This window comes from Micromonospora sp. NPDC050495 (assembly GCF_040655175.1).
In the GTDB taxonomy this organism is placed as follows: domain Bacteria; phylum Actinomycetota; class Actinomycetes; order Mycobacteriales; family Micromonosporaceae; genus Micromonospora.
In genome coordinates, this window is record NZ_JBFAJK010000059.1 from 1 (window position 1) to 22068 (window position 22068).

The 22068-nt window shown below is 72.2% G+C and carries 20 protein-coding genes; 10 read left to right on the forward strand and 10 right to left on the reverse strand.

Features of this window, described 5'->3' with window-relative positions:
* Positions 1 to 509: 509 nt before the first annotated feature.
* The 9 genes from araB to AB0I11_RS31050 all read left to right on the forward strand — a co-directional run bounded on the left by araB (position 510) and on the right by AB0I11_RS31050 (position 12264).
* Complete coding sequence (gene araB, locus AB0I11_RS31010; protein WP_357328705.1) at positions 510 to 2192, forward strand: ribulokinase; 1683 nt, start codon at positions 510 to 512, stop codon at positions 2190 to 2192.
* A complete protein-coding gene (locus AB0I11_RS31015) occupies positions 2189 to 2881 on the forward strand; it encodes an L-ribulose-5-phosphate 4-epimerase (RefSeq protein WP_357328708.1) in 693 nt (230 codons plus the stop codon). The genes araB and AB0I11_RS31015 overlap by 4 nt, the downstream gene beginning before the upstream one ends.
* A gap of 154 nt (positions 2882 to 3035) precedes the next feature.
* Entirely contained in the window at positions 3036 to 4034 is a 999-nt protein-coding gene (locus AB0I11_RS31020) for an ABC transporter substrate-binding protein (protein ID WP_357328789.1), read from the forward strand.
* Positions 4035 to 4170: 136 nt separating this feature from the next.
* A complete protein-coding gene (locus AB0I11_RS31025; RefSeq protein WP_357328711.1) occupies positions 4171 to 5712 on the forward strand; it encodes a sugar ABC transporter ATP-binding protein in 1542 nt (513 codons plus the stop codon).
* Positions 5709 to 6779, forward strand: a complete 1071-nt coding sequence (locus tag AB0I11_RS31030) for an ABC transporter permease (RefSeq protein ID WP_357328714.1) — start codon at positions 5709 to 5711, stop codon at positions 6777 to 6779. Before AB0I11_RS31025 ends, AB0I11_RS31030 begins: the two co-directional genes overlap by 4 nt.
* Positions 6776 to 7765, forward strand: a complete 990-nt coding sequence (gene yjfF, locus AB0I11_RS31035; protein ID WP_357328717.1) for a galactofuranose ABC transporter, permease protein YjfF — start codon at positions 6776 to 6778, stop codon at positions 7763 to 7765. The genes AB0I11_RS31030 and yjfF overlap by 4 nt, the downstream gene beginning before the upstream one ends.
* 26 nt (positions 7766 to 7791) lie before the next feature.
* A complete protein-coding gene (gene araA / locus AB0I11_RS31040; protein ID WP_357328720.1) occupies positions 7792 to 9294 on the forward strand; it encodes an L-arabinose isomerase in 1503 nt (500 codons plus the stop codon).
* A gap of 746 nt (positions 9295 to 10040) precedes the next feature.
* On the forward strand, positions 10041 to 11687 hold the full coding sequence (locus AB0I11_RS31045; protein WP_357328723.1) for a ricin-type beta-trefoil lectin domain protein: 1647 nt from the start codon (positions 10041 to 10043) through the stop codon (positions 11685 to 11687).
* Positions 11688 to 11793: 106 nt separating this feature from the next.
* Positions 11794 to 12264 (forward strand): OsmC family protein, encoded by a 471-nt coding sequence (locus AB0I11_RS31050; RefSeq protein ID WP_357328726.1) that lies wholly within the window; start codon positions 11794 to 11796, stop codon positions 12262 to 12264.
* Between the two features lie 4 nt (positions 12265 to 12268).
* Here AB0I11_RS31050 and AB0I11_RS31055 read toward each other — a convergent pair whose 3' ends face one another.
* The 4 genes from AB0I11_RS31055 to AB0I11_RS31070 all read right to left on the reverse strand — a co-directional run bounded on the left by AB0I11_RS31055 (position 12269) and on the right by AB0I11_RS31070 (position 16929).
* On the reverse strand, positions 12269 to 13861 hold the full coding sequence (locus AB0I11_RS31055; protein ID WP_357328729.1) for a hypothetical protein: 1593 nt from the start codon (positions 13859 to 13861) through the stop codon (positions 12269 to 12271).
* A complete protein-coding gene (locus tag AB0I11_RS31060; protein WP_357328732.1) occupies positions 13858 to 14760 on the reverse strand; it encodes an ABC transporter ATP-binding protein in 903 nt (300 codons plus the stop codon). Before AB0I11_RS31060 ends, AB0I11_RS31055 begins: the two co-directional genes overlap by 4 nt.
* Before the next feature lie 134 nt (positions 14761 to 14894).
* Complete coding sequence (locus AB0I11_RS31065; protein ID WP_357328735.1) at positions 14895 to 15569, reverse strand: TrkA family potassium uptake protein; 675 nt, start codon at positions 15567 to 15569, stop codon at positions 14895 to 14897.
* Positions 15562 to 16929 carry a potassium transporter TrkG gene (locus AB0I11_RS31070; protein WP_357328738.1) on the reverse strand — a complete coding sequence of 456 codons (1368 nt, stop codon included), beginning with the start codon at positions 16927 to 16929 and terminating at the stop codon, positions 15562 to 15564. Before AB0I11_RS31070 ends, AB0I11_RS31065 begins: the two co-directional genes overlap by 8 nt.
* A 226-nt stretch (positions 16930 to 17155) precedes the next feature.
* Here AB0I11_RS31070 and AB0I11_RS31075 point away from each other — a divergent pair, with 226 nt between their 5' ends.
* Positions 17156 to 18472 (forward strand): cation:proton antiporter, encoded by a 1317-nt coding sequence (locus tag AB0I11_RS31075; protein WP_357328741.1) that lies wholly within the window; start codon positions 17156 to 17158, stop codon positions 18470 to 18472.
* Here AB0I11_RS31075 and AB0I11_RS31080 read toward each other — a convergent pair.
* The 6 genes from AB0I11_RS31080 to AB0I11_RS31105 all read right to left on the reverse strand — a co-directional run bounded on the left by AB0I11_RS31080 (position 18454) and on the right by AB0I11_RS31105 (position 21981).
* Positions 18454 to 19752 (reverse strand): ArsB/NhaD family transporter, encoded by a 1299-nt coding sequence (locus AB0I11_RS31080; RefSeq protein WP_357328744.1) that lies wholly within the window; start codon positions 19750 to 19752, stop codon positions 18454 to 18456. The two genes, AB0I11_RS31075 and AB0I11_RS31080, sit on opposite strands and share 19 nt — an antisense overlap.
* Positions 19749 to 20195, reverse strand: a complete 447-nt coding sequence (locus AB0I11_RS31085; protein WP_357328747.1) for a CBS domain-containing protein — start codon at positions 20193 to 20195, stop codon at positions 19749 to 19751. Before AB0I11_RS31085 ends, AB0I11_RS31080 begins: the two co-directional genes overlap by 4 nt.
* Before the next feature lie 125 nt (positions 20196 to 20320).
* Positions 20321 to 20608, reverse strand: coding sequence for a BON domain-containing protein (locus AB0I11_RS31090; RefSeq protein WP_357328750.1), 288 nt, complete (start codon positions 20606 to 20608; stop codon positions 20321 to 20323).
* Positions 20605 to 21204 carry an STAS domain-containing protein gene (locus AB0I11_RS31095; protein ID WP_357328753.1) on the reverse strand — a complete coding sequence of 200 codons (600 nt, stop codon included), beginning with the start codon at positions 21202 to 21204 and terminating at the stop codon, positions 20605 to 20607. Before AB0I11_RS31095 ends, AB0I11_RS31090 begins: the two co-directional genes overlap by 4 nt.
* Positions 21201 to 21548 carry a hypothetical protein gene (locus AB0I11_RS31100; protein WP_357328758.1) on the reverse strand — a complete coding sequence of 116 codons (348 nt, stop codon included), beginning with the start codon at positions 21546 to 21548 and terminating at the stop codon, positions 21201 to 21203. The genes AB0I11_RS31095 and AB0I11_RS31100 overlap by 4 nt, the downstream gene beginning before the upstream one ends.
* Positions 21549 to 21570: 22 nt before the next feature.
* Positions 21571 to 21981 (reverse strand): STAS domain-containing protein, encoded by a 411-nt coding sequence (locus tag AB0I11_RS31105; RefSeq protein ID WP_357328761.1) that lies wholly within the window; start codon positions 21979 to 21981, stop codon positions 21571 to 21573.
* Between the last annotated feature and the right edge of the window lie 87 nt (positions 21982 to 22068).

Sequence of the window (22068 nt, forward strand, 5' to 3'; positions counted from 1 at the left end):
GTGCATGTGGGCGCCCAACGGCAGCACCAACAACCACTGGACCATCACCGCCCTCTGACCGAACCCTGATCGCGCGGCCCGACCACGTCGGGCCGCGCGATCGCGTTGGCGGCCGGAAGCCCGGCCGGCTCACCCCGGCGACCCGCACCCGCGGCACCGGTCCGATCCACCCGGCCGGCGGCGGAGCGGCCGGTCACCAGCCACGCGCGCCACGACCTGCCGCAACCCGAGTGGATCAAGGCGACCCGCGGCGAGCACCGTCGCGACGAGCCGTGGGTTAGCGCTAACAGATCTTCGGCCCGGCCCCGGGCGGCGCACCGCCCCGGGAAGGACTTGGGCGACGGATCGACAACTGTGAACGCTAACATCCGCTGGTCGCGCCCTCCCGACCCCATCGAGGTGACCCGATGGGGTCGGTGGGCCGCGCCGTTACGGGACTGTTGCGATCGCGTCTTGACCAACGCCGATGTGAGCGCTAACAATGTGAGCCACGGCACGCGGAGGTGGAGATGATGGGTGTGGACGGACCGGGCGACCGGTACGTCGTCGGGGTCGACTTCGGGACACTGTCGGGTCGGGCGCTGGTGGTCCGGGTGGGCGACGGCGCCGAGCTGGGCACCGCGGTCCACGAGTACCGGCACGGCGTGCTCGAGTCAGCGCTGCCGACCGGCGTGCCGCTGCCGCCCGACTGGGCCCTGCAGGATCCGGAGGACTACCGGGACGTGCTGCGCCACGCGGTGCCGGCCGCCGTGGCGGCCGCCGGGATCGACCCGACCCGGGTCATCGGCATCGCCACCGACTTCACCGCCTGCACCGTCCTGCCCACCCTGGCCGACGGCACCCCGCTCTGCGAGTTGCCCGAGCTGCGGGACCGGCCGCACGCCTGGGTGAAGCTGTGGAAGCACCACGCGGGTCAGCCGCAGGCCGACCGGATCAACGCCCTGGCGCAGGAGCGCGGCGAGCCGTGGCTCGGCCGGTACGGCGGGAAGATCTCCGCCGAGTGGCAGTTCGCCAAGGGCCTGCAGCTCCTCGACGAGGACCCGGAGGTCTACCGGCGCGCCACGCGGTTCGTCGAGGCAGCCGACTGGATCGTCTGGCAGCTGTGCGGCGCCGAGACCCGCAACATCTGCACCGCCGGCTACAAGGGCATCCGCCAGGACGGCCGGTACCCGTCCCCGGACTTCCTGGCGGCACTGGACCCGGACTTCGCCGACTTCGTCGACAAGCTGGACGGCCCGTTGCTGCCGATGGGCGCCCGGGCCGGTGGCCTGACCGCCCAGGCGGCGGCCTGGACCGGGCTGCCCGAGGGCATCGCGGTCGCGGCCGGCAACGTCGACGCCCACGTCACCGCCGCGTCCGCGCAGGCCCTGGTGCCCGGCCACCTGGTCGCCATCATGGGCACCTCCACCTGTCACGTGGTCAACGGCACCGAGCTGGCGGAGGTGCCCGGCATGTGCGGCGTCGTCGAGGGCGGCCTCAGCCCCGGCGCCTGGGGGTACGAGGCCGGCCAGAGCGGTGTCGGCGACATCTTCGGCTGGTTCGTCGAGCACGCCGCCCCGGCGGGTGCGGACTCGCACCAGCGGCTCTCCGAGCTGGCCGCGGCCCAGCCGGTCGGCGGGCACGGGCTGATCGCCCTGGACTGGTGGAACGGCAACCGCTCGCTGCTGGTCAACCACGACCTGAGCGGCCTCATCGTGGGGCTGACCCTGGCCACCCGGCCGGCGGACATCTACCGTGCGCTGCTGGAGGCCACGGCCTACGGCACCCGCATGATCATCGAAGCGTTCGCCGAGGCGGGCGTGCCGGTCCGGGAGCTCGTGGTGGCCGGCGGCCTGACCGCCAACCCGCTGCTCATGCAGATCTACAGCGACGTCACCAACCGGCCGCTGCACCTCATCGGCTCGGCCCAGGGGCCCGCGCTGGGCTCGGCGATCCACGCCGCGGTCGCGGCCGGCGCGTACCCCGACGTCTACGCGGCCTCGGCCGCGATGGGCCGGGTGGACCGGGACGCCTACCAGCCGGACCCGGAACGGGCCCGGGCCTACGACGCGCTCTACGCCGAGTACCGGTCGCTGCACGACCACTTCGGTCGCGGCGGCAACGACGTCATGTCCCGGCTGCGCGCGATCCGCAACGCCGCCGTCCGCCCGTCGGCGGCCCAGGTCACGACACCGTTGGAGGTGGTCGCATGAGTGCCGAGCTCGGTCAGCAGCTGCGCGGGCTGCGGGAGAGTGTCGCCCGGTTGCACGGCGAACTCACCCGCTACGGGCTGGTCGCCTGGACCTCGGGGAACGTCTCGGCCCGGGTGCCCGGCCAGGACCTCATGGTGATCAAGCCGAGCGGGATCGACTACGACGACCTCGCCCCGGAGAACATGGTCGTGTGCGACCTCGACGGCCTGGTGGTCGAGGGTGACTTCGCGCCGTCGAGCGACACCGCCGCCCACGCGTACGTCTACCGCGCCATGCCCGAGGTGGGCGGCGTGGTGCACACCCACAGCGGGTACGCGACCGCCTGGGCGGCCCGCGGCGAGTCCATCCCCTGCCACCTCACCGCCCAGGCCGACGAGTTCGGCGGCGAGATCCCGATCGGTCCGTTCGCCCTGATCGGCGGCGACGACATCGGCAAGGGGATCGTGGCGACCCTCGCCGGGCACCGCTCGCCGGCCGTGCTCATGCGCAACCACGGCGTCTTCACCATTGGCCGGGACGCCCGCGCCGCGGTGAAGGCCGCGGTGATGTGTGAGGACATCGCCCGCACCGCGCACCTGACCCGGGCGCTCGGCGAGCCGCTGCCGATGGCGCCGGCCGACATCGACGCCCTGTACGAGCGCTACCAGAACGTCTACGGACAGCGATCCCCCTCACCCGCGAGCCACTGACGGCCGCCCTGAATCGCGCGGCCGCCCACACCGGGCCGTCCGCGTCGCACCACCTTCGGACCACCTGACCAGCACCACCACCAGCGCGGGGCGCACGCCGTCGAGGCGTACGGCCCGCGGAACGGTTACCCCGAGGAGATTTGCGGTGAAGAGAATGAGGACCTACCTGCCGTCCCGAAAGGTCATCGCGGTGCTCGCCGCGGCGTTGCTCGCCACCGGCACGGCGGCCTGCGGCAACAGCGACACGGGCGACAACGCCGGCAAGGGCGACGACGGCAAGATCACACTCGGCTTCTCCCAGGTCGGCGCGGAGAGCGGCTGGCGTACGGCGAACACCACCTCGATCAAGGAGGCCGCCGCCGAGGCCGGGATCGACCTGAAGTTCGACGACGCGCAGCAGAAGCAGGAGAACCAGATCAAGGCCATCCGCAACTTCATCCAGCAGAAGGTCGACGTGATCGCCTTCTCGCCGGTGGTGGAGTCCGGGTGGGACACCGTGCTCAAGGAGGCCAAGGACGCCAAGATCCCGGTCATCCTCACCGACCGCGCGGTCGACTCGGCCGACAAGTCCCTCTACAAGACCTTCCTCGGCTCGGACTTCGTCAAGGAGGGCCGGCTCGCCGGGGAGTGGCTGGTCGAGCAGAAGAAGGCGGCCAGCGGCCCGGTCAACATCGTCGAGCTGCAGGGCACGACGGGTTCGGCGCCGGCGAACGACCGGAAGAAGGGCTTCGCCGAGGCGATCGCGGCCAACCCGAACCTCAAGATCATTGCTTCGCAGTCCGGTGACTTCACCCGCGCCGGCGGCAAGCAGGTGATGGAGCAGTTCCTCAAGGCCAACCCGAAGATCGACGTGCTCTTCGCGCACAACGACGACATGGGCCTGGGCGCGCTCGAGGCGATCACCGCGGCCGGCAAGGTGCCCGGCAAGGACATCACCATCATCACCGTCGACGCGGTGAAGGACGGCATGCAGGCCCTGGCCGACGGCAAGTTCAACTTCATCGCCGAGTGCAGCCCGCTGCTTGGCCCTCAGCTCATGGAGCTGGCCAAGAAGGTGCACAACGGCGAGGAGGTCCCGGCCCGGATCGAGACCGAGGAGACCACCTTCACCCAGGAGCAGGCCAAGGAGGCGCTGCCCAACCGCAAGTACTGACCGGACCGCGGGGGTGCCGACACCCCCCGGAACTCCGATGCGGCGGCCGGGCCTCGGGCCCGGCCGCCGCGCGGCCCCACCGACCGGAGCACGCCGGTCGCCTTCTCACCAACCTCAGGAGGAAAGGTCCGGTGGCATGACAGGCAGCCATCCAGTCCTGACGATGACGGGGATCAGCAGGTCGTTCCCCGGGGTCCGCGCGCTCGACAACGTGGACTTCCGCCTCTTTCCCGGCGAGGTGCACGCCCTGATGGGCGAGAACGGCGCCGGCAAGTCGACCCTCATCAAGGTGCTCACCGGTGTCTACGGCACCGACCAGGGCACCGTGACGCTCGCCGGCGAGCAGGTGTCGTTCACCGGTCCGATGCAGGCCACCGCCGCCGGGGTGAGCACCGTCTTCCAGGAGGTGAACCTCTGCACGAACCTCTCGGTGGCGGAGAACATCTTCATCGGCCGGGAGCCCCGACGGCTGGGCGCGGTCCGCTGGGGCGAGATGCGCCGCCAGGCCCGGGCCCTGCTCGCCCGGCTGGACCTGGACATCGACGTCAACGCGCAGCTCGGCAGCTACTCCCTGGCCGTGCAGCAGATGGTGGCGATCGCCCGCGCCATCGACATCAAGGCCCGGGTCCTGGTCCTGGACGAGCCGACCTCCAGCCTCGACGCCGGTGAGGTCGCCCAGCTGTTCCGGGTCATGCGGCAGCTGCGCGACGACGGTATCGCCATCCTGTTCGTCACCCACTTCCTGGACCAGGTCTACGAGATCGCCGACCGGATCACCGTGCTGCGCAACGGCCAGCTCGTCGGCGAGTACCTGACCGGCGAGCTTCCCCAGCTCGGCCTGGTGGAGAAGATGATCGGCAAGGAACTGCGGGTGCTCGAGCGCCTCGACGAGCAGCCCCGCCGTGCCGCCACCGACCGGGCCGCGAGCACCCCGCTGCTGGACGTGCACGAGCTGGGCCGCCGCTCGGCCGTGGCGCCGTTCAGCCTGACCATTCACGAGGGTGAGGTGGTCGGCCTCGCCGGCCTGCTCGGCTCGGGCCGTACCGAGGTGGCCCGGCTGCTGTTCGGCGCCGACCGCGCCGACCACGGCGGTGTCCGGGTGCAGGGCTCACCCGCGTCGCTGCGTACCCCGGTGGCCGCCATCGGGCACGGCATCGGCTTCTGCTCGGAGAACCGGCGGGCCGAGGGAATCATCGCCGAGCTGTCCGTGCGGGAGAACATCATCCTCGCCATGCAGGCCGCCCGGGGCTGGCTGCGGCCCATTCCCCGCCGCCGCCAGGACGAGCTGGTCGAGCGGTACGTGCGGGCGCTGAGCATCCGGCCGGCGGACCCCGAGCTCCCGGTGGGCAACCTCTCCGGCGGCAACCAGCAGAAGGTGCTGCTCGCGCGCTGGCTGATCACCGAGCCGCGCCTGCTCATCCTCGACGAGCCGACCCGCGGCATCGACATCGGTGCCAAGACCGAGATCCAGCGGCTGGTCGCCCAGCTCTCCGACGGCGGCATGGCGGTGCTCTTCGTCTCCGCCGAGCTGGAGGAGGTGCTGCGCCTCAGCCACAAGATCGCCGTGATGCGCGACCGGGAGATGGTCGCGCAGCTCGCCAACGACCAGGACGTCGACGCCGACCGGATCATGCAGAGCATCGCCGCCGGCGCCGGGCACGAGGGGGTGCCGTCATGAGCAACCGAACCGCCGCCTACCGGGCGTTGACCACACACCGGCTCTTCTGGCCGATCGTCGTCCTCGTCGTCCTGCTGGCCGCCAACACCGTCTATCGACCCGGCTTCCTGTCCGTGCAGATGCGCGACGGCCACCTGTACGGCAGCCTGATCGACATCCTGCGGCTGAGCGCGCCGCTGATTCTCGTCGCGCTCGGCATGACGCTGGTGATCGCCACCGGCGGCATCGACCTGTCCGTCGGCTCGCTCTGCGCGATCAGCGGCGCGATCGCCTGCCTGCACATCAGCCGCCAGCCCGACCAGAACAGCGTCGGCGGCGTGCTCACCGCGCTGGCCCTGGGCCTCGGGGTGGCGCTGGTGCTCGGCGCCTGGAACGGCGTGCTGGTCGCGGTCATCGGCATCCAGCCGATCATCGCCACCCTGATCCTGATGGTCGCCGGCCGGGGCCTGGCCCAGCTGATCACCGAGGGGCAGATCCTCACCATCAACTCCGACCCGTACAAGGCGATCGGCGTCGGCCATCTGCTGACCCTGCCGCTGGCCATCTTCATCGCGCTCGCCGCGGCGCTGGTGGTCGCCGCGGTGACCCGGCGGACCGCGCTCGGCCTGATCATCGAGTCGGTCGGGGGCAACGCCCAGGCCAGCCGGTTGGCCGGCATCCGCTCCGCGCGGATCACCTTCCTGGTCTACGTGATCAGCGCCGTCTGCGCCGCGGTCGCCGGCTTCATGATGACGGCGAACGTGTCCAGCGCCGACGGCAACGCCGCCGGGCTCTGGGTCGAACTCGACGCCATCCTCGCCGTGGTCATCGGCGGCACCTCGCTCGCCGGTGGCCGGTTCTCCCTGGGCGGCACCATCCTCGGCGCGCTGCTCATCCAGACCCTCACCACCACGGTGTACGCCATGAACATCTCGCCCCAGACCTCGCTGCTGTTCAAGGCGGTCGTGGTCATCGCGGTCTGCCTCATCCAGGCACCGGGCTTCCGGGCCCGGTTCGCCCGACGCCGGGCCCCGGCGGCCGCGCCCGCCCCCGTGACCGAGCAGCCGAAGGAGCAGGTGCCGGCATGACCACCCTGTCCCTGTTGACCACCCGTACCTGGTCGCGGCTGCCCCGGCGGCACGTCCCGGTCCTGGCCACCCTGGTCCTGCTGCTGGTCCTCTACGGCGTCGGCGTCTCGCAGTACCGCGCGTTCTCGAACGTCCAGGTGATCTTCAACGTCTTCATCGACAACGGCTTCCTGCTCGTCGTCGCGGTCGGGATGACCTTCGTGATCCTCACCGGTGGGATCGACCTCTCCGTCGGCTCGGTCGTCGCGATGACCGCCATGGTGTCGGCGTTCCTGCTGAGGGAGGGGCTGCCGGCGGCGCTGGTGCTGCTCATCGCGCTGCTCATCGGGCCGACGCTCGGCTTCCTCATGGGCTGCGTGATCCACTTCTTCGACATCCAGCCGTTCATCGTCACCCTCGCCGGGATGTTCTTCGCGCGCGGCATGTGCACCTTCATCAGCGGCTCGTCGATCCCGATCAGCGACGGGTTCTGGACCAGGATGTCGCAGGAGCGGATCGGGAACCCGAGCGGCAACTTCGTCTCGATCAGCGTGCTCATCGCCTTCGCGGTGGTCGCCGTGGCGGCGTACACGCTGGCCTACACCCGGTTGGGCCGCAACGTGTACGCCATCGGCGGCAACCCGCAGTCGGCGCTGCTGATGGGCCTGCCGGTCGGGCGGACCCGGATCGCCGTCTACACGATCAGCGGTCTGTGCGCGGCGATCGGCGGCATCCTGCTCTCCTTCTACACCCTCTCCGGCGCCCCGCTGATCGCCGTCGGCATGGAACTGGACGTCATCGCCGCCGTGGTCATCGGCGGGACCGTGCTCACCGGCGGCTCGGGCTACGTCTTCGGCACCGTGCTGGGAGTGCTCGTGCTCGGGGTCATCCAGACGCTGATCACCTTCGACGGCAGCCTCAACTCCTGGTGGACCAAGATCGTGATCGGCGGCCTGCTCTTCGCGTTCATCCTGCTCCAACGTCTGATCGGAATCCGCTACAAGTGACCGACCATCTCGCGGAAGGCAACCCCATGGCAACGCACGCTGAGCCTGAGATCTGGTTCCTGACCGGCAGTCAGGCCATGTACGGCGAGGACACCCTCCGCCAGGTGGCCGACCAGTCGCGGCAGATCGCGGCGGCGCTCGACGACTCGCCGCACGTCCCCGCCCGGGTCGTCTGGAAACCGGTTCTCACCACCAGCGGCGACATCCTGCGGATCTGCCGGGACGCCGCCGCGCACGGGGCCGTCGGCGTGATCGCCTGGATGCACACCTTCTCGCCCGCCAAGATGTGGATCGCCGGCCTGGACGCGCTGCAGACGCCACTGCTGCACCTGCACACCCAGGCCAACGTCCTGCTGCCGTGGGACGAGATCGACATGGACTTCATGAACCTCAACCAGGCGGCGCACGGCGACCGCGAGTTCGGGTTCATCCAGACCCGCCTCGGGGTGGCCCGCAAGACCGTCGCCGGGCACGTCAGCGACCCGCGGGTGGTGTCCCGGGTAGGCGCCTGGGCGCGGGCGGCGATCGGCTGGTCGGCGATGCGCTCGCTGCGGCTGGCCCGCTTCGGCGACAACATGCGCGACGTGGCGGTGACCGAGGGCGACAAGGTGGAGGCGGAGCTGCGCTTCGGCGTCTCGGTGAACACCTACGGGGTCAACGACCTCGTCCAGGTGGTCGGCGAGGTCACCGACGCGCAGGTGGACGACCTGGTGAAGGAGTACGACGACAGCTACCGGATGGTGTCCGAGCTGCGCCCCGGCGGAGACCGGCACGAGTCGCTGCGCTACGCCGCCCGGCTGGAACTCGGCCTGCGCGCCTTCCTCGAGCGGGGCGGGTTCCGCGCCTTCACCACCAACTTCGAGGACCTGGGCGGGCTGCGCCAGCTCCCGGGCATCGCGGTGCAACGCCTGATGGCCGACGGCTACGGCTTCGGCGGCGAGGGTGACTGGAAGACCTCCGTGCTGGTGCACACGCTCAAGGCGATGGCGGTCGGGGTCGACGGCGGCACCTCGTTCATGGAGGACTACACCTACGACCTCACCCCCGGTCGGGAACTGGTCCTCGGCGCGCACATGCTCGAGGTGTGCCCGAGCATCGCCGCCGACGTGCCGTCCGTCGAGATCCACCCACTGAGCATCGGCGGACGGGAGGATCCGGTCCGGCTCGTCTTCGACGCCGAGCCCGGTCCCGCGGTCGTCCTCGGCCTGGCCGACATGGGCGAACGGTTCCGGTTGGTCGCCAACGAGGTCGACGTGGTGGCGCCGCCGCACCCGCTGCGCCGGCTGCCGGTGGCCCGGGCCGTCTGGCGTCCGCGCCCGCACCTGGCCGGTTCCGCCGAGGCGTGGATCACCGCGGGGGCCCCGCACCACACCGTGCTGTCCAAGGCGGTGGGGGTCGAGGAGCTGCACGACCTGGCCGAGATGAGCCGGACCGAGCTGGTCGTCATCGACGCCGACACGGATCCGCGCCGGTTCGCCGACGAGATCCGCTGGAACCAGGCGTACTACCGGCTCGCCCGGGGGTTCTGAAGCACGTCCGCCGCGAGTCACGCGGTCCATCTCGCCCGGGCCCGGTAGGCGGTCACCGCCTGCCGGGCCCGGCTGCGCCGGCGGGCCGGGTCAGCGGGGGAAGGCGCTGGTGGAGTGCCGCCGGCGGGGTGCGGGACCGGTCCGTTGCGACCGCCACCGCCCGGGCCGCCCGGTCCGGCCGCCACCACCCCGGCCGCCCCGATCCGGTCGCCGCCGCCCCGGTCCACCGTGATCGCCGCCCGGTCCGGCCGCCGCCCCGGTCCACCGCTACCACGGTCGCCGCCGCCCCCCGGGTCGCCCGGTCCGACCGGTGAGGGCATGTTATCGATAACAAGGCTGGACCCTCCACTGTGGCGGCGACCGTCGCGCTGACCGAGTGGCGCGGGCCGCGACCGGCACCGGTGACATCAATGGATTGCGATGTTATCGCTCACACGGTAGCTTGTCGCTGGGGAGCGAAGGGCACGTCTCGGCGGAGCGACCGGGCCGCGATCCCGGCGACGCGGCAGGTCGTCGGGTGCCGCCGCCGGTCGGCGAGCACCGCCGGCTCAGCCCCGAGCGACGCGAGCCCCCGCACCGTCCATCGCGGCGGTGACCGCCGTACCCGTCCGGCCCGACCGTCCCGGGCCGGGGCGGGCGCAGAGCCGCACCAATCCACCACCGTCCCGTCCCGCCGCCGGCGCAGCGCCGACCGCCGGCCGGACCGTCACCTGTGACGGCGTACGCCGCCACGGGAAGGAGATCCGATGAGACCCTTCGCCTCGGGCCGCCGCTGGGCCGCCGGCCTCGCGGCCGGCCTGCTGCTGGCCGGCACCCTGACCGCGCTGCGCCCGGACGCCGCCCAGGCCCTGGAGAACGGGGTCGCCCGTACCCCGCCGATGGGCTGGAACAGTTGGAACTCGTTCGGCTGCAACATCAACGAGACGCTGATCCGGCAGGCCGCCGACGCCATCGTCACCAGCGGCATGCGCGACGCCGGCTACCAGTACGTCGTCGTCGACGACTGCTGGTTCAACCCCAACCGCGACTCCGCCGGCAACCTCCAGGGCGACCCCGGCCGGTTCCCCAGCGGCATGAAGGCGCTCGGCGACTACCTGCACGGCAAGGGCCTGAAGTTCGGCCTCTACCAGGTGCCGGTCGACCGGACCTGCGCGCAGTACTTCAACTCCTACCCGGGCGCCACCGGCAGCCAGGGCCACGAGGCGCAGGACGCCCGGCAGTTCGCCGCGTGGGGCGTGGACTACCTCAAGTACGACTGGTGCTCGCCGAACGGCACGATCGACCAGCAGGTGGCGACCTTCGCGAAGATGCGCGACGCGCTCGCGGCGACCGGCCGGCCCATCGTCTACAGCATCAACCCGAACAGCATCCACGCCAAGACCGGCCCGCAGCGCAACTGGGGCGACGTGGCCAACATGTGGCGGACCACCGAGGACATCACCAACGCCTGGGACACCGGCCAGACCAACGGCTACCCGATGGGCATCCAGAACATCATCAACGTCACCGTGCCCCTGGCCGGGTACGCGCGCCCGGGCGCGTTCAACGATCCCGACATGATGGAGGTCGGCCGGGGCGGCATGACCGACACCGAGATGCGCAGCCACTTCGCCATGTGGGCCGTGCTCGCGTCGCCGCTGATCGCCGGCAACGACGTACGGTCGATGAACTCGGCCACCCAGAGCATCCTGACCAACCGGAACCTGATCGCGATCAACCAGGACACCCTCGGCCGGCAGGCCACCCAGGTCTCCTTCGACGGCACCCGCCGGGTGCTGGCCAAGCCGCTGGCCAACGGTGACGTCGCGGTGGCCCTGTTCAACCAGGGCAGCAGCAGCACGACTATCTCCACCACCGCGGCGGCCGTCGGCAAGAGCGGCAGCAGCTTCACCCTGCTCGACGCGTGGACCAACGCCACCAGCACCACCAGCGGCACCATCTCGGCCAGCGTCCCCGGGCACGGCACGGTGGTCTACCGGGTCAGCGGCGGCGGTACCACCACCCCGCCCCCGACCACCAGCGGCACGCTGGTCAGCGCCGCCTCCGGTCGATGCCTGGACGTGCCGCAGAGCAACACCGCCAACGGCACGCAGCCGGTCATCTGGGACTGCAACGGTGGCAGCAACCAGCGGTGGACGGCCAACGGGGACACTCTCCAGGCCCTGGGCAAGTGCCTGGACGCCCCGCTGAACGCCACCGCGGGCGCCAAGGCGCAGATCTGGGACTGCAACGGCGGGACCAACCAGCGCTGGACCCGCAACTCCGACGGCACCATCAGGAACCAGCAGTCCGGCCTCTGCCTCGACGTCAACGGCGCGGCCACCGGCAACGGCACCACCGTGATCCTCTGGACCTGCACCGGCGCCGCGAACCAGCGCTGGACCCTGCAGTAGGAGCGGCCAGCCCGCAGCGGGTCGACACCCGCTGCGGGCCCGGTCCGCGTCCCCGGGCGGCACCTTTGCGAGCAGCCGTGGCCGTCGGCCCGGTAGCGTCGCGGCCATGAGTGACGACAGCTTCCGCTCGGTGCGGATCGAGCGCACCGGCATGGGGACGTACGCCGTGCGGAACACCCGCGGCGGGTCGATGTCCGTGGGCATGGGCGAGGACAGCAGCTTCACCCCGGTGGAACTGCTGCTCGCGGCCATCGGCGGGTGCACGGCCATCGACGTCGACCTGATCACCAGCCGGCGGGCCGAGCCGATCCAGTTCTCCGTCGACGTCTCCGGCGACAAGATCCGGGAGGAGGCGGGCGGCAACCGGATGCGGAACCTCAAGGTGGAGTTCACCGTGACGTTCCCGGCGGGCGCGGACGGCGACCGGGCGCGGGAGGCGCTGCCCCGGTCGGTGCAACAGTCACACGACCGGCTCTGCACCGTCTCCCGTACCGTCGAACTCGGCACTCCCGTCGCGATCGAGATCGACGGCGCCGCCGGGGTCCGGCAGGAGCAGGAGAGCAGCGACGACCGGTGAGGGTTCACCCCCACCGGTCGCGCCGACGGTAGCCCCAGGTGCCCGCGCCGGTCACCGCGACCGCCACCCCGAGCATGACGGCGACCGCCGCCCAGTTCGGCGCGCCGGCGGGTACCGGGGACAGGTGCGCGAACGGCGACAGGCGGCCGACCCAGACGGGTGCGTGGACGCTGTCTGCGGTCACCTTGAGCAGGAACCCGCCGGCCGTGGGCAGCATGCCGATCGTGGCGACCGCCCGGGGCGCCAGGCCGAGCGCGAGGGTGGCCGCCGCGGCGCCGAGCAGCGCGACCGGCAGCACGTTGACGGCGCCGGCGAGCGCGGCGTCGAGCGGCAGCTCGCCGCCGACCACCGTCGCACCGGCCCAGGTGGCGACGGCCGCCACGGCGGCGAGCGCGCCGGCGCCGGCCACGGTGGTGGCCACCTCGGCGGTCAGCAGCCGGGCGGCAGTGACCGGCCCGGCGTGCAGCAGGGTCAGCCGTCCGGCATTCTCCGCCGCGGCGAACGCGGCCAGCCGGGCGGTGGCGAAGGCGCCGATCGGGATGGCGAGCAGGGCGAACAGGGTGGCGGCGTACCCCCGGGCGGTGCCGAGACCGGCGAAACCGGCCTGGGCGGCGAGGTCGGCGAAGCGGGGATTGTCGGCGAGGAAGGTGGTGAGCGAATCGACGAGCAGGCCGATCAGCAGGAAGTACGCGCCGATGCCCGCCGACCAGCCGGCGAGCGGCCGCAGCATACGCCGGACCGCGAAGGCGCCGACCGAGCCGAGCAGCCAGTCGCGGGGCGCCCGACCTGCCGGCGCGCGCAGCAGCCCGGCCCCGACGTCCCGCCGCCCGGCAAGGATCAGCGCGAGACAGGCCAGCGCGGCTGCCGTGAGCACGAGCGCGAGCAGGGGAGCCCATCGGTCGTCCCGGTAGGGGCGGGTCAGCGCGAGCGGCCCGTACGGGGGCAGCCAGCGCAGCCAGGCCAGCGCCGGAACGCCGTCGCCGACCATGCGGGCCAGCAGCCCGAGACCGAGGAAGGCCAGGGTGGCGCCGGTGGCCCCGGCGCGGGTGGGAAAGACCTGCCCGGCGCAGGCCGCCGCCGCGACGGCGAGCAGCCCGGCCAGCGTCAGGCCGGCGGCGTGCAGCAGCGCCCCGGCCGCGGGTGTGCCGGCGGTCGCCAGCGCGGCGGCCAGCAGGATCCCGGTCAGCGTCATCGCCGCCGTGCACACGGCCAGGTGCCGGACCAGGACGCCGGCCGGGGTCAACCGGCCGGCGAGCAGCAGGTCCCACCGGCCGCTCTCCTCCGCGCCCCGGGTCAGTCGGGTGGTGGCCAGCGCGCCCCAGGTGGTGAGCAGGACGGCGAGGACGGTGCCGGTGCGCCAGACGGTGAACCCGCCGGCGCTGTCCAGCGCGACGGGCGTGCCGAACAACGTGCGGATCGCCGGGTTCCCGGCGAGCGCGGCCAGCGACTGCACGGCAGCGGCGTCGCCGACGGTACGGGCGTAGGTGCCGACGACGAGCGTGGACATGCCGACGGTCACCGCCGCGACGACGAGCGCCGGGCGGCGCAGCTGGCGGGCCGCGAGTCGGGTGACCGCGGGCCCGGGCGCGCCGCTCACCGGTCCCCCTGGCCGTAGTAGTCGAGGAAGATCTCCTCCAGGCTCGGTTCGCGTACGGTGAGGGCGGTGATGTCGGCCGCGGCGAGGGCGCGCAGGGCGGCGGCGGGCGCCCCGGCCAGCGAGAAGCGCAGCATCCCGTCCGCCCGGTCGAGCAGTTCGATCCCGGGGACCTCGGTGAGGTCCGGGGCGTGACCGGCGAACTCCGCGGTGACCTCACTGCGGTGCAGCCGCCGCAGCTCGGCCACCGTCGCGACGTCGACGAGCCGACCGGCGCGCAGGATCGCCACCCGGTCGCAGACCGCCTCCACCTCGGCCAGCTGATGGGAGCAGAGGAACACCGTCTGGCCGTTGTCACGCGCCTCGGCGACGGCCCGGCGGAACTCGAGTTCCATCAGCGGGTCCAGGCCGCTGGTCGGTTCGTCCAGCACCAGCAGGGGAGCCCGGGTGGCGAACGCGGCAACGAGCGCCACCTTCTGCCGGTTGCCGGTGGAGTAGGCGCGGGCCGGCCGGGACAGGTCGAGGCCGAAGCGCTCGACGAGCGCGGCCCGATAGGCGGAGTCGATGCCCGGGCCGGTGGCGGCGAGCAGCTCCAGCAGTTCCGCGCCGGTCAGCTGGGGCCAGAGCGCCACATCGGCCGGCACGTAGGCGAGCAGACGGTGCGCGGCGGCGACGTCGCCGGCGTCGGCATCGAAGATCCGGGCCCGGCCCGCGGTCGGACGGGCCAGGCCGAGCAGCAGCCGGATGGTGGTGGACTTGCCGGCGCCGTTGGGGCCGAGGAACCCGAACACCTCGCCGGCGTGCACGGACAGGTCCAGCCCGTCCAGGGCCAGCAGGCGGCCGTAGCGTTTGGTGAGCTGGTGGGTGCGGATGGCGGGTGTGCTCGGCACGGGTGTGGTCATCGGTGGCCTTCCGGTCGGCAAGGATCACGACTGCCGACCAGGCTTCCCGGCACACCACTGGTCACCGTACCCACGATCCGCCACCCGCGGAAGGCACGGATGTGCCGGCACCCGGGCGGGCCGGAAGGGGTGCGTCACTCGCTGGCGGCGAAGCGCTCCACGTTGTCGACCGGCCCGACGATGAGGATCAGATCGCCGTAGGCGAGCACGGTGTCCGGAGTGGCATGGGTGAATTCGGGGCGCCGGCCTATTGTGGCCTGCGGTTTGACCGCGACGACCGTGACGCCCCACCGGCTGCGCAGTCGGGAGTCACGCAGCGGCCTGCCGACGACATCGCGGGGCGGGGTGGTCTTGACCACGGCGAAGTCGGCGTCGACCTCGACGTAGTCGAGGATCCGGCCGGACAGCAGATGAGCCACCCGTTCGCCCATGTCGTGTTCCGGCGCGACGACCTTGTGGGCGCCGACCCGGGTGAGGATGTGCCGGTGCTGGTCGCTGACGGCCTTGGCCCAGATGTCGGGGATGCCGAGTTCGGCCAGCAGGCTGGTGGTGAGGATGCTGGCCTGGATGTCCGTGCCGATCGCCACGACGGCGCGCCGGAACTCGCCCACTCCGAGTTGCCGCAGCGCCTCGATGTCGGTGGAGTCGGCGGTGACCACGTGCGGCAGGCGCCCGGACAGGGCCTGCACCACCTTCGGGCGGTGGTCGAGCCCGAGCACCTCCGTGCCCCGGCTGGCCAGTTCCAGGGCCAGGGCGCCGCCGAAGCGGCCCAGACCGATGACCACCACGGGTTCTGTCCGGTCAGCCAACGATCGTCCTCTCCTCGGGCAGTTCGAAGCGGCGGGTACGGTCGCGGAGCGCCAGCGCGGTGGCCAGGGTGAGCGGCCCGATGCGGCCGGCGAACATCAGCACGGTCAGCAGCAGGTCGGCCTGCGGCGGCAGGCTGCCGGTGATCCCGGTGGACAGCCCGACCGTGGCGATGGCCGACACCACCTCGAACAGCACCCGTTCGAGTCCGTGCTGGGTGATCGCCACCAGGGCGAACGTGGCGGTGACCACGGCGCCGACGCTGAGCAGCGCCACGGCCAACGCCTGCCGCTGGTTGCTGGCCGGAATGCGCCGCTTCCCGATGTTGACATGGATCTCGCCGCGCATCTCGGACCAGAGTACGAACGCCAACAGCCCGAACGTGGTGACCTTGATGCCGCCGGCGGTGCCGGCGCTGCCGCCACCGATGAACATCAGGACGTCGCTGGCGAGCAGGCTCTCTGGGCGCATGGCGCCGATGTCCAGGCTGTTGAACCCGGCGGTACGGGTCATCGCGGAGGCGAAGAACCCGGCCAGCAGCTTCTCCGGACCCGTCAACGGGCCCAGCGTGTCCGGGTTCGTGAATTCCGTGACGGTCAGCACGGCAGTGCCCACCACCAGCAGGGTCACCGTGAGCGTGACGGTCAGCCGGGTCATGACGGACCAGAGCGCGGGCCGGCGCCAGTACCGCGCGAGTTCGAACACCACCGGAAATCCGAGACCGCCGAGGATCACGGCTCCGGCGATGGTGAGGCTGATCCACGGGTCGGTGACGTAGCCGACGAGGCTGTCGGCGTTGGTGGAGAAGCCGGCGTTGTTGAACGCCGACACGGCGTGAAACACCCCGTGGTAGATGGCCGGCCCCGCCGCTTCTCCGTATCTTCCGGCGAACCGTAGCGCCAGCGCCACCGCTACCACGGCCTCGCTGGCGAGGCTGAACAGCACGATCCGCCGGACCACTCCCCGTACGTCGGTGAGGTCGAGGCTCCTGGTCTCGGCCTGCGCGAGGAACCGGGCCCGCAGTCCCAGCCGCCGTGACACGAGCACGGTGAACAGCGTGGCCACCGTCATGATGCCCAGCCCGCCGGCCTGGATGAGCAGCAGGATGACCACCTGCCCGAACGCGGACCAGTAACTGCCCGTGTCGACCGTCACCAGGCCGGTCACGCACACCGCCGACGTCGCGGTGAACAGCGCGTCGACCAGCGGTGCCCGCTGCCCGGACTGCGTTGCCGCCGGCATCGACAGCAGCCCGGTACCCACCGCGACCGCGGTGCCGAATCCGATGGAGATCACCTGAGCCGGATGGCGGAACCGGCGGCTGCGCTGCTGCCACACCGGCCGCCGCGTGATCAGCGCCACGACGCGCTCGCCTGGCCCGGTCCTGGCGCCGTTGCCGCCTGCCGCGCCTGTCGTCCCCGCATCACGCCTGGATCCTGCCACGACCCGGCTGTCGACGATCATCGGCGCCGCGCCGCGGCGACGCCCGGAACGTGGACCGGCGGGGAGCCGATATGATCGCCGGGATCCATGGCGCGCCGGGAAGTCTGGTCGGCACCGTGAACGACCGTGCGCTCCGGAGGGTCCCTTGCTGCTGCTGTGCTTCGCCGCCGTCCTGCTCGCGGCCGTGCTGGTGTCGGCGCTCGCGCACCGCACGATCCTGTCCACCGCGGCGTTGTTCCTGGTCGCCGGGTTCGTCCTGGGGGAGGGCAGCGCGGGGGTGCTGCACCTGCACGCCGATTCGCCGATCGTGGCGCAGTTGGCGGAGCTGGCCCTGTTCGCGGTGCTGTTCACCGACGGCATGCGGGTGGGTTGGGCGGACCTCCGGTCGGCGTGGCGGCTGCCGGGGCGGGCGCTGGGCTGGGGCCTGCCGTTGACGCTGCTGGTCACCGCCGTGCTGGCGCACTACGTGGCCGGACTCGGGTGGGCGGAGTCGTTGCTGATCGGGGCGATCCTCGCGCCGACGGACCCGGTGTTCGCGGCCGCGCTGGTCGGCAACGACAAGGTGCCGGCGCGGTTGCGGCACCTGCTGAACGTCGAGTCGGGCGTGAACGACGGGCTGGCGCTGCCGTTCGTGGTGGTGCTGCTCGCGGTCGCGGCTGGCTCCGACGACCTGCACCTGGGGGAGTTGGCCACCGAACTGGCGGTCGGGCTGGCGATCGGGGTGCTGGTGCCGCTCGCCGCGATCGCGCTGGAACGGACCCGGTTCTTCGCCGCGTCGGCGGCGTACGCGCCGCTGAACGGGGTCGCGATCGGCCTGCTGGTGCTGGCGCTGGGCAAGGCGACCCACGGCAACCTGTTCCTGGCCGCGTTCGCGGCCGGCATCACCGTGGCGACCTTCGGGCCGCGGGAACGGTCCGCCTTCGAGCACTTCGGCGAGAACGTGGCCGAGTTGCTGAAGCTGGCCGCGCTGCTGGTGTTCGGCGCGCTCATCTCGCCCGCGTTCCTCGGGGAGATCGCGTGGACCGGTTGGGTGTTCGCCGTGCTGGCGATCGTGGTCGCCCGGCCGGTCGCCCTGTGGGTGTCGTTCCTGCGCAGCGGTCTCGGCCTGCGCGAGCAGGCCGCGGCAATGTGGTTCGGGCCGAAGGGCTTCGCCTCCGTCGTCTACGGGCTGCTGGTGCTCGAGTCCGGCATCGGGGCCGCCGATGAGATCTTCCACCTGGTCGCGTTGACCATCGTCATCTCGATCCTGGCGCACTCCTCGACCGACGTCGTGGTCGCCCGGGCCTTCGACGACACCGGCGACACGCCGACCTGGCACGGCGTGGTGAACCGGATCCAGCGGGCGCGGCGAGGGTCGGGGCGACCCGCCGCCGACCAGGCCGGGAGTGGAGCCGAGCGGGCCGGCCGGGACGGCGGCGGCGGGGACGACGCGGCTGCCGGGGATCACGCCAGCAGGAAGTAGCGCAGCCACAGATAGGGCACGGCGAGCCCGACGGTGACCAGGGTGACCAGGATGCCGTACCGGGTGAACTGCCAGAAGGTGATGCGCTGGCCGGCACGCTCGGCCAGGCCGAGCACCACGACGTTGGCGGAGGCGCCGACGGCGGTGGCGTTGCCGCCGAGGTCGGCGCCGAGCGCGAGGGCCCACCACAGCACCCGGGACTGCCCGGTGCCGCCCTGGGCCTGCACCAGGTCGGCGACGACCGGGCTCATGGTGGCCACGTACGGGATGTTGTCCACGATCGCGGAGAGCGCCGCGGATCCCCAGAGGAGCACCATCGTCGCCGGCAGCAACCGGCCCTCGGTGGCGTTGATCGCGGCGCGCGAGATCTGCTCCACCACGCCGGTGTTGACCAGGGCGCCGACCATGATGAACAGGCCGGCGAAGAAGACCAGGGTGGGCCACTCCACGTCCCGGCTGATCTCCCCGGCGTCGAGCCGGGACAGGGCCAGCAGCAGCAGGCCGCCGAGCAGGGCCACCACCGCCGGCTCCAGGTGCAGGGTGGTGTGCAGGACGAACGCGGCGGTCACCGCGGCGAGCACGGCCAGGCCGAGCGTCAGCAGCCGGCGGTCGCGGATGGCGTCGCCCTCGTGCAGGGCGGCGATCTGCGCCGCCCGCTGCGGGTCGTAGCGGAAGGCGTCCCGGAACAGCACCCGGCACAGGCCGAGGAAGACCACCAGGAGCAGCACCACCAACGGCGCGAGGTGGATCAGGAAGTCGTTGTAGGACAGGCCGCCGCGGCTGCCGATGATGATGTTCGGCGGGTCCCCGACCAGGGTGGAGGTGCCACCGATGTTGGACGCCATCGCCTCGGCGATGAGGAACGGCGCCGCCGGTACGCCGAGCCGCTCGCAGACGAGGAAGGTCACCGGGGCGACGAGCAGGACGGTGGTGACGTTGTCCAGAGCGGCCGACGCGACCGCGGTGATCAGCACCAGGATCACCATCACCCGGTACGGGCGTCCCCGGGCGCGTTTCGACGCCCACACCGCCACGTACTCGAAGCCACCGGTGCGTTTCAGCACGGCGACGATGAGCATCATGCCGACCAGCAGGAAGATCACGTTCCAGTCGATGCCGGCCTGCTCGGAGAAGAAGGCGTGTGCCGTGTCGGTGGCGCCGATCAGGAACATCACGGCGGCGCCGCCGAGCGCGGCGGCCACCCGGTGGATCTTCTCGGTGGCGATCAGGACGTACGCGACGGTGAAGACGGCGACCGCCGCCCAGGCCACGCCCGTCATCCGGCGAGCATCCGGTCGAGCAGGGCGTCGAGGGTGATGCCGCCGATCATCGGGGCACGGGGCGCGGCCACCGCGACCAGGGGGCTGCGCTTCTGCGCCATCACGGCGGCGATCTCGAGGGCGGTGGCCTGCGGGTCGACCACCGGCGGCTCGGGATGCTCCGGCGGCAGGAGATCAGCCACCGTACGCCCCTCGGCGCCGCGCAGGAACACGTCCGCCGAGGGCTCGTCGATCATCCGGGCCAGGGTCGGATCCTCCCGGCAGTAGCCGGGAATCACCAGGCGCAGCACCTGGGTGCCGGGCAGCACGGTGATCGGGCACCCGCGCTCGTCGACCACGATCAGACCGGGCAGGTTGTGCCCGGCCAGCAGCCGGGCCGCCTCCAGCACCGACGTGGCCAGGGTGATGGTGGGCAACGGTACGGCCAGATCTCGGGCTCGCACGACGGCTCCTGTGGGTTCGGGACATGACGGGTCACACGCCGACCAGACTTCCCGGCACACCGACGATCACCCTAGCTGCCGGAGCGCCGGATCTCACCCGTACCCGCAAGCGGCGGTGGGCGGCGTCACCGGCGGCCACGACCGCGCGGGAACAGCGTCATTGCGTTGCACACGTCGAAGACGCCGGGCACGTCCCAGGCCAGTTCGGCGGCGGCCCGCCGGGTTTCCTGGTCGGCCACCATGCCGGTCAGGATGACCACCCGGTTCTGCACGGACACCGAGATCTGCTGGCGGCGGGTGGTCCAGTCGATGCTGAGCCGCTGCGCGACCAGCGCGGCGAGCCGCAGATCCCCGTCGAGCGGCTGGTCGTCCCGGTGGAACGGGTTGTGGTCGGGATAGGGCCACGGCATCATCGGGCAGCCTCCCTGCTCGCCACCGGCGAGGCCGCCCGGGCCGGTGCCCCGACCGCCCGGGTGCAGTGCCGGAAGGCGGCGGCCCGGGTCGGGAAGATGGGAAAGACCTGTTCCAGTCGCATCGTGTGCAGCACCGTCCGGATGAATCGGGAGGGGGCGACCAGGCAGAGCGTCCGCCCCTCGTTGCGGGCGTCCTGGTGGGCCCGCACGAGCAGGCCGAGGCCCGTGGAGTCGATGGTGGCCACGTCGCCGAGATCCACCAGCACCTGCGGGCCCAGCGTGAACGCCTCGCGCAGCGCCCGCCGCACCGACTCCGCGGTGTCCACCTCCCCGGCCGGCCGGTCGTCCGGCCCGTCCAGGTCATCGATGCCCAGCGGATTGCCCAGCCCGGACGCGTCGCCGCCCACCGACGGGTCGAGCGAGCACCGGGGGCAGTGGTGCGGGCCGGAGGCGAAGGCGGAGCCGCTCCACCCGTTGTCGAGGACCAGCGTCCACACCACCTCGGCGTCCGGCAGGACGTTGCCCGCGCCGGTGACGGTGTCACCGCAGCCGTCACAGATCATGCTCAGCAGATTCTCCGTCGGTACCACCGTCATGCCTGACCTCCCACCGTCCGGCCGTCCCGCAGCCGGTCCCCGTCCTCCGGCCGGCCGGCCGGACCACCGCTCAGCTCGGGCGTCCGGCGCCGGCCGGCGGCCACGACGCCCAGGACGACCGCCGGGAGGGCCAGGCCCACCTGGGCCACCAACCGGTGCGGTGCCAGGTTGTCGAGATCCACGCCGAGCAGGCGGGCGATGACGGAGCCCAGCAGGGCCGCGGCCACGCCGAGCGCGATGGTCAGCCACACCGGAGCGGCCTTCGGGCCGGGCAGGGCCAGCCGCCCCACCAGACCGACGCCGATGCCGACGGCCAGGGCGCTGAGAAGCGCGCTGCCACCCACGTTCTTCTCCTCTCCGTCGCGGTCAGGGCGTTACCGGACTGACCCGGGCCCGCCCCCGTACCGGACCGATCGGTCCGCCCGCGGCCTCGCCGCGCGGCGACCGTGGCGGCGGGGGCGACGCCACGATGCGCAGGACCTGGTCGAGGTGGGCGGTGTCGAGGATCCGCCGGATCCGAGGGTGGGGATCACGCAGGGTGAGCGCGCCGCCACTGCGGGCCAGCCGGCGCTGGACGTCCAGGAGCAGGCCGATGGCGGCGGCGTCGATCTGCCGGCACTCGGACAGGTCGATCACCACCTCCGCCGGTTGCAGGGACAGGACCCGGTCGAGGGCCGCGCCGACCTCGGCGAGGTGGGGCAGGTCCAGCTCGTCGACGATGTCGAGCTCGACCCGGGGCACCCGGCACTCCGGCTCGGGTGGGTGGCGCGAGGTCACTGACGGCTCCTCCGGATCTCTGGTTGTCCGACTCCCTGACGACTCTGGGTACGGATCGTGGAGGTCCCTGCGCAGCTTCATGACAGT

What these genes read in the sequence shown, in the direction of transcription:
- AB0I11_RS31015 (WP_357328708.1), top strand. Translation starts at nt 2,189, where the DNA reads ATGAGTGCCGAGCTCGGTCAGCAGCTGCGCGGGCTGCGGGAGAGTGTC.
- AB0I11_RS31080 (WP_357328744.1), bottom strand. Translation starts at nt 19,752, where the DNA reads ATGACGGGCGTGGCCTGGGCGGCGGTCGCCGTCTTCACCGTCGCGTAC.
- AB0I11_RS31050 (WP_357328726.1), top strand. Translation starts at nt 11,794, where the DNA reads ATGAGTGACGACAGCTTCCGCTCGGTGCGGATCGAGCGCACCGGCATG.
- AB0I11_RS31095 (WP_357328753.1), bottom strand. Translation starts at nt 21,204, where the DNA reads ATGACGGTGGTACCGACGGAGAATCTGCTGAGCATGATCTGTGACGGC.
- AB0I11_RS31045 (WP_357328723.1), top strand. Translation starts at nt 10,041, where the DNA reads ATGAGACCCTTCGCCTCGGGCCGCCGCTGGGCCGCCGGCCTCGCGGCC.
- AB0I11_RS31090 (WP_357328750.1), bottom strand. Translation starts at nt 20,608, where the DNA reads ATGATGCCGTGGCCCTATCCCGACCACAACCCGTTCCACCGGGACGAC.
- araB (WP_357328705.1), top strand. Translation starts at nt 510, where the DNA reads ATGATGGGTGTGGACGGACCGGGCGACCGGTACGTCGTCGGGGTCGAC.
- AB0I11_RS31060 (WP_357328732.1), bottom strand. Translation starts at nt 14,760, where the DNA reads ATGACCACACCCGTGCCGAGCACACCCGCCATCCGCACCCACCAGCTC.
- AB0I11_RS31020 (WP_357328789.1), top strand. Translation starts at nt 3,036, where the DNA reads ATGAGGACCTACCTGCCGTCCCGAAAGGTCATCGCGGTGCTCGCCGCG.
- AB0I11_RS31030 (WP_357328714.1), top strand. Translation starts at nt 5,709, where the DNA reads ATGAGCAACCGAACCGCCGCCTACCGGGCGTTGACCACACACCGGCTC.
- yjfF (WP_357328717.1), top strand. Translation starts at nt 6,776, where the DNA reads ATGACCACCCTGTCCCTGTTGACCACCCGTACCTGGTCGCGGCTGCCC.
- AB0I11_RS31025 (WP_357328711.1), top strand. Translation starts at nt 4,171, where the DNA reads ATGACAGGCAGCCATCCAGTCCTGACGATGACGGGGATCAGCAGGTCG.
- araA (WP_357328720.1), top strand. Translation starts at nt 7,792, where the DNA reads ATGGCAACGCACGCTGAGCCTGAGATCTGGTTCCTGACCGGCAGTCAG.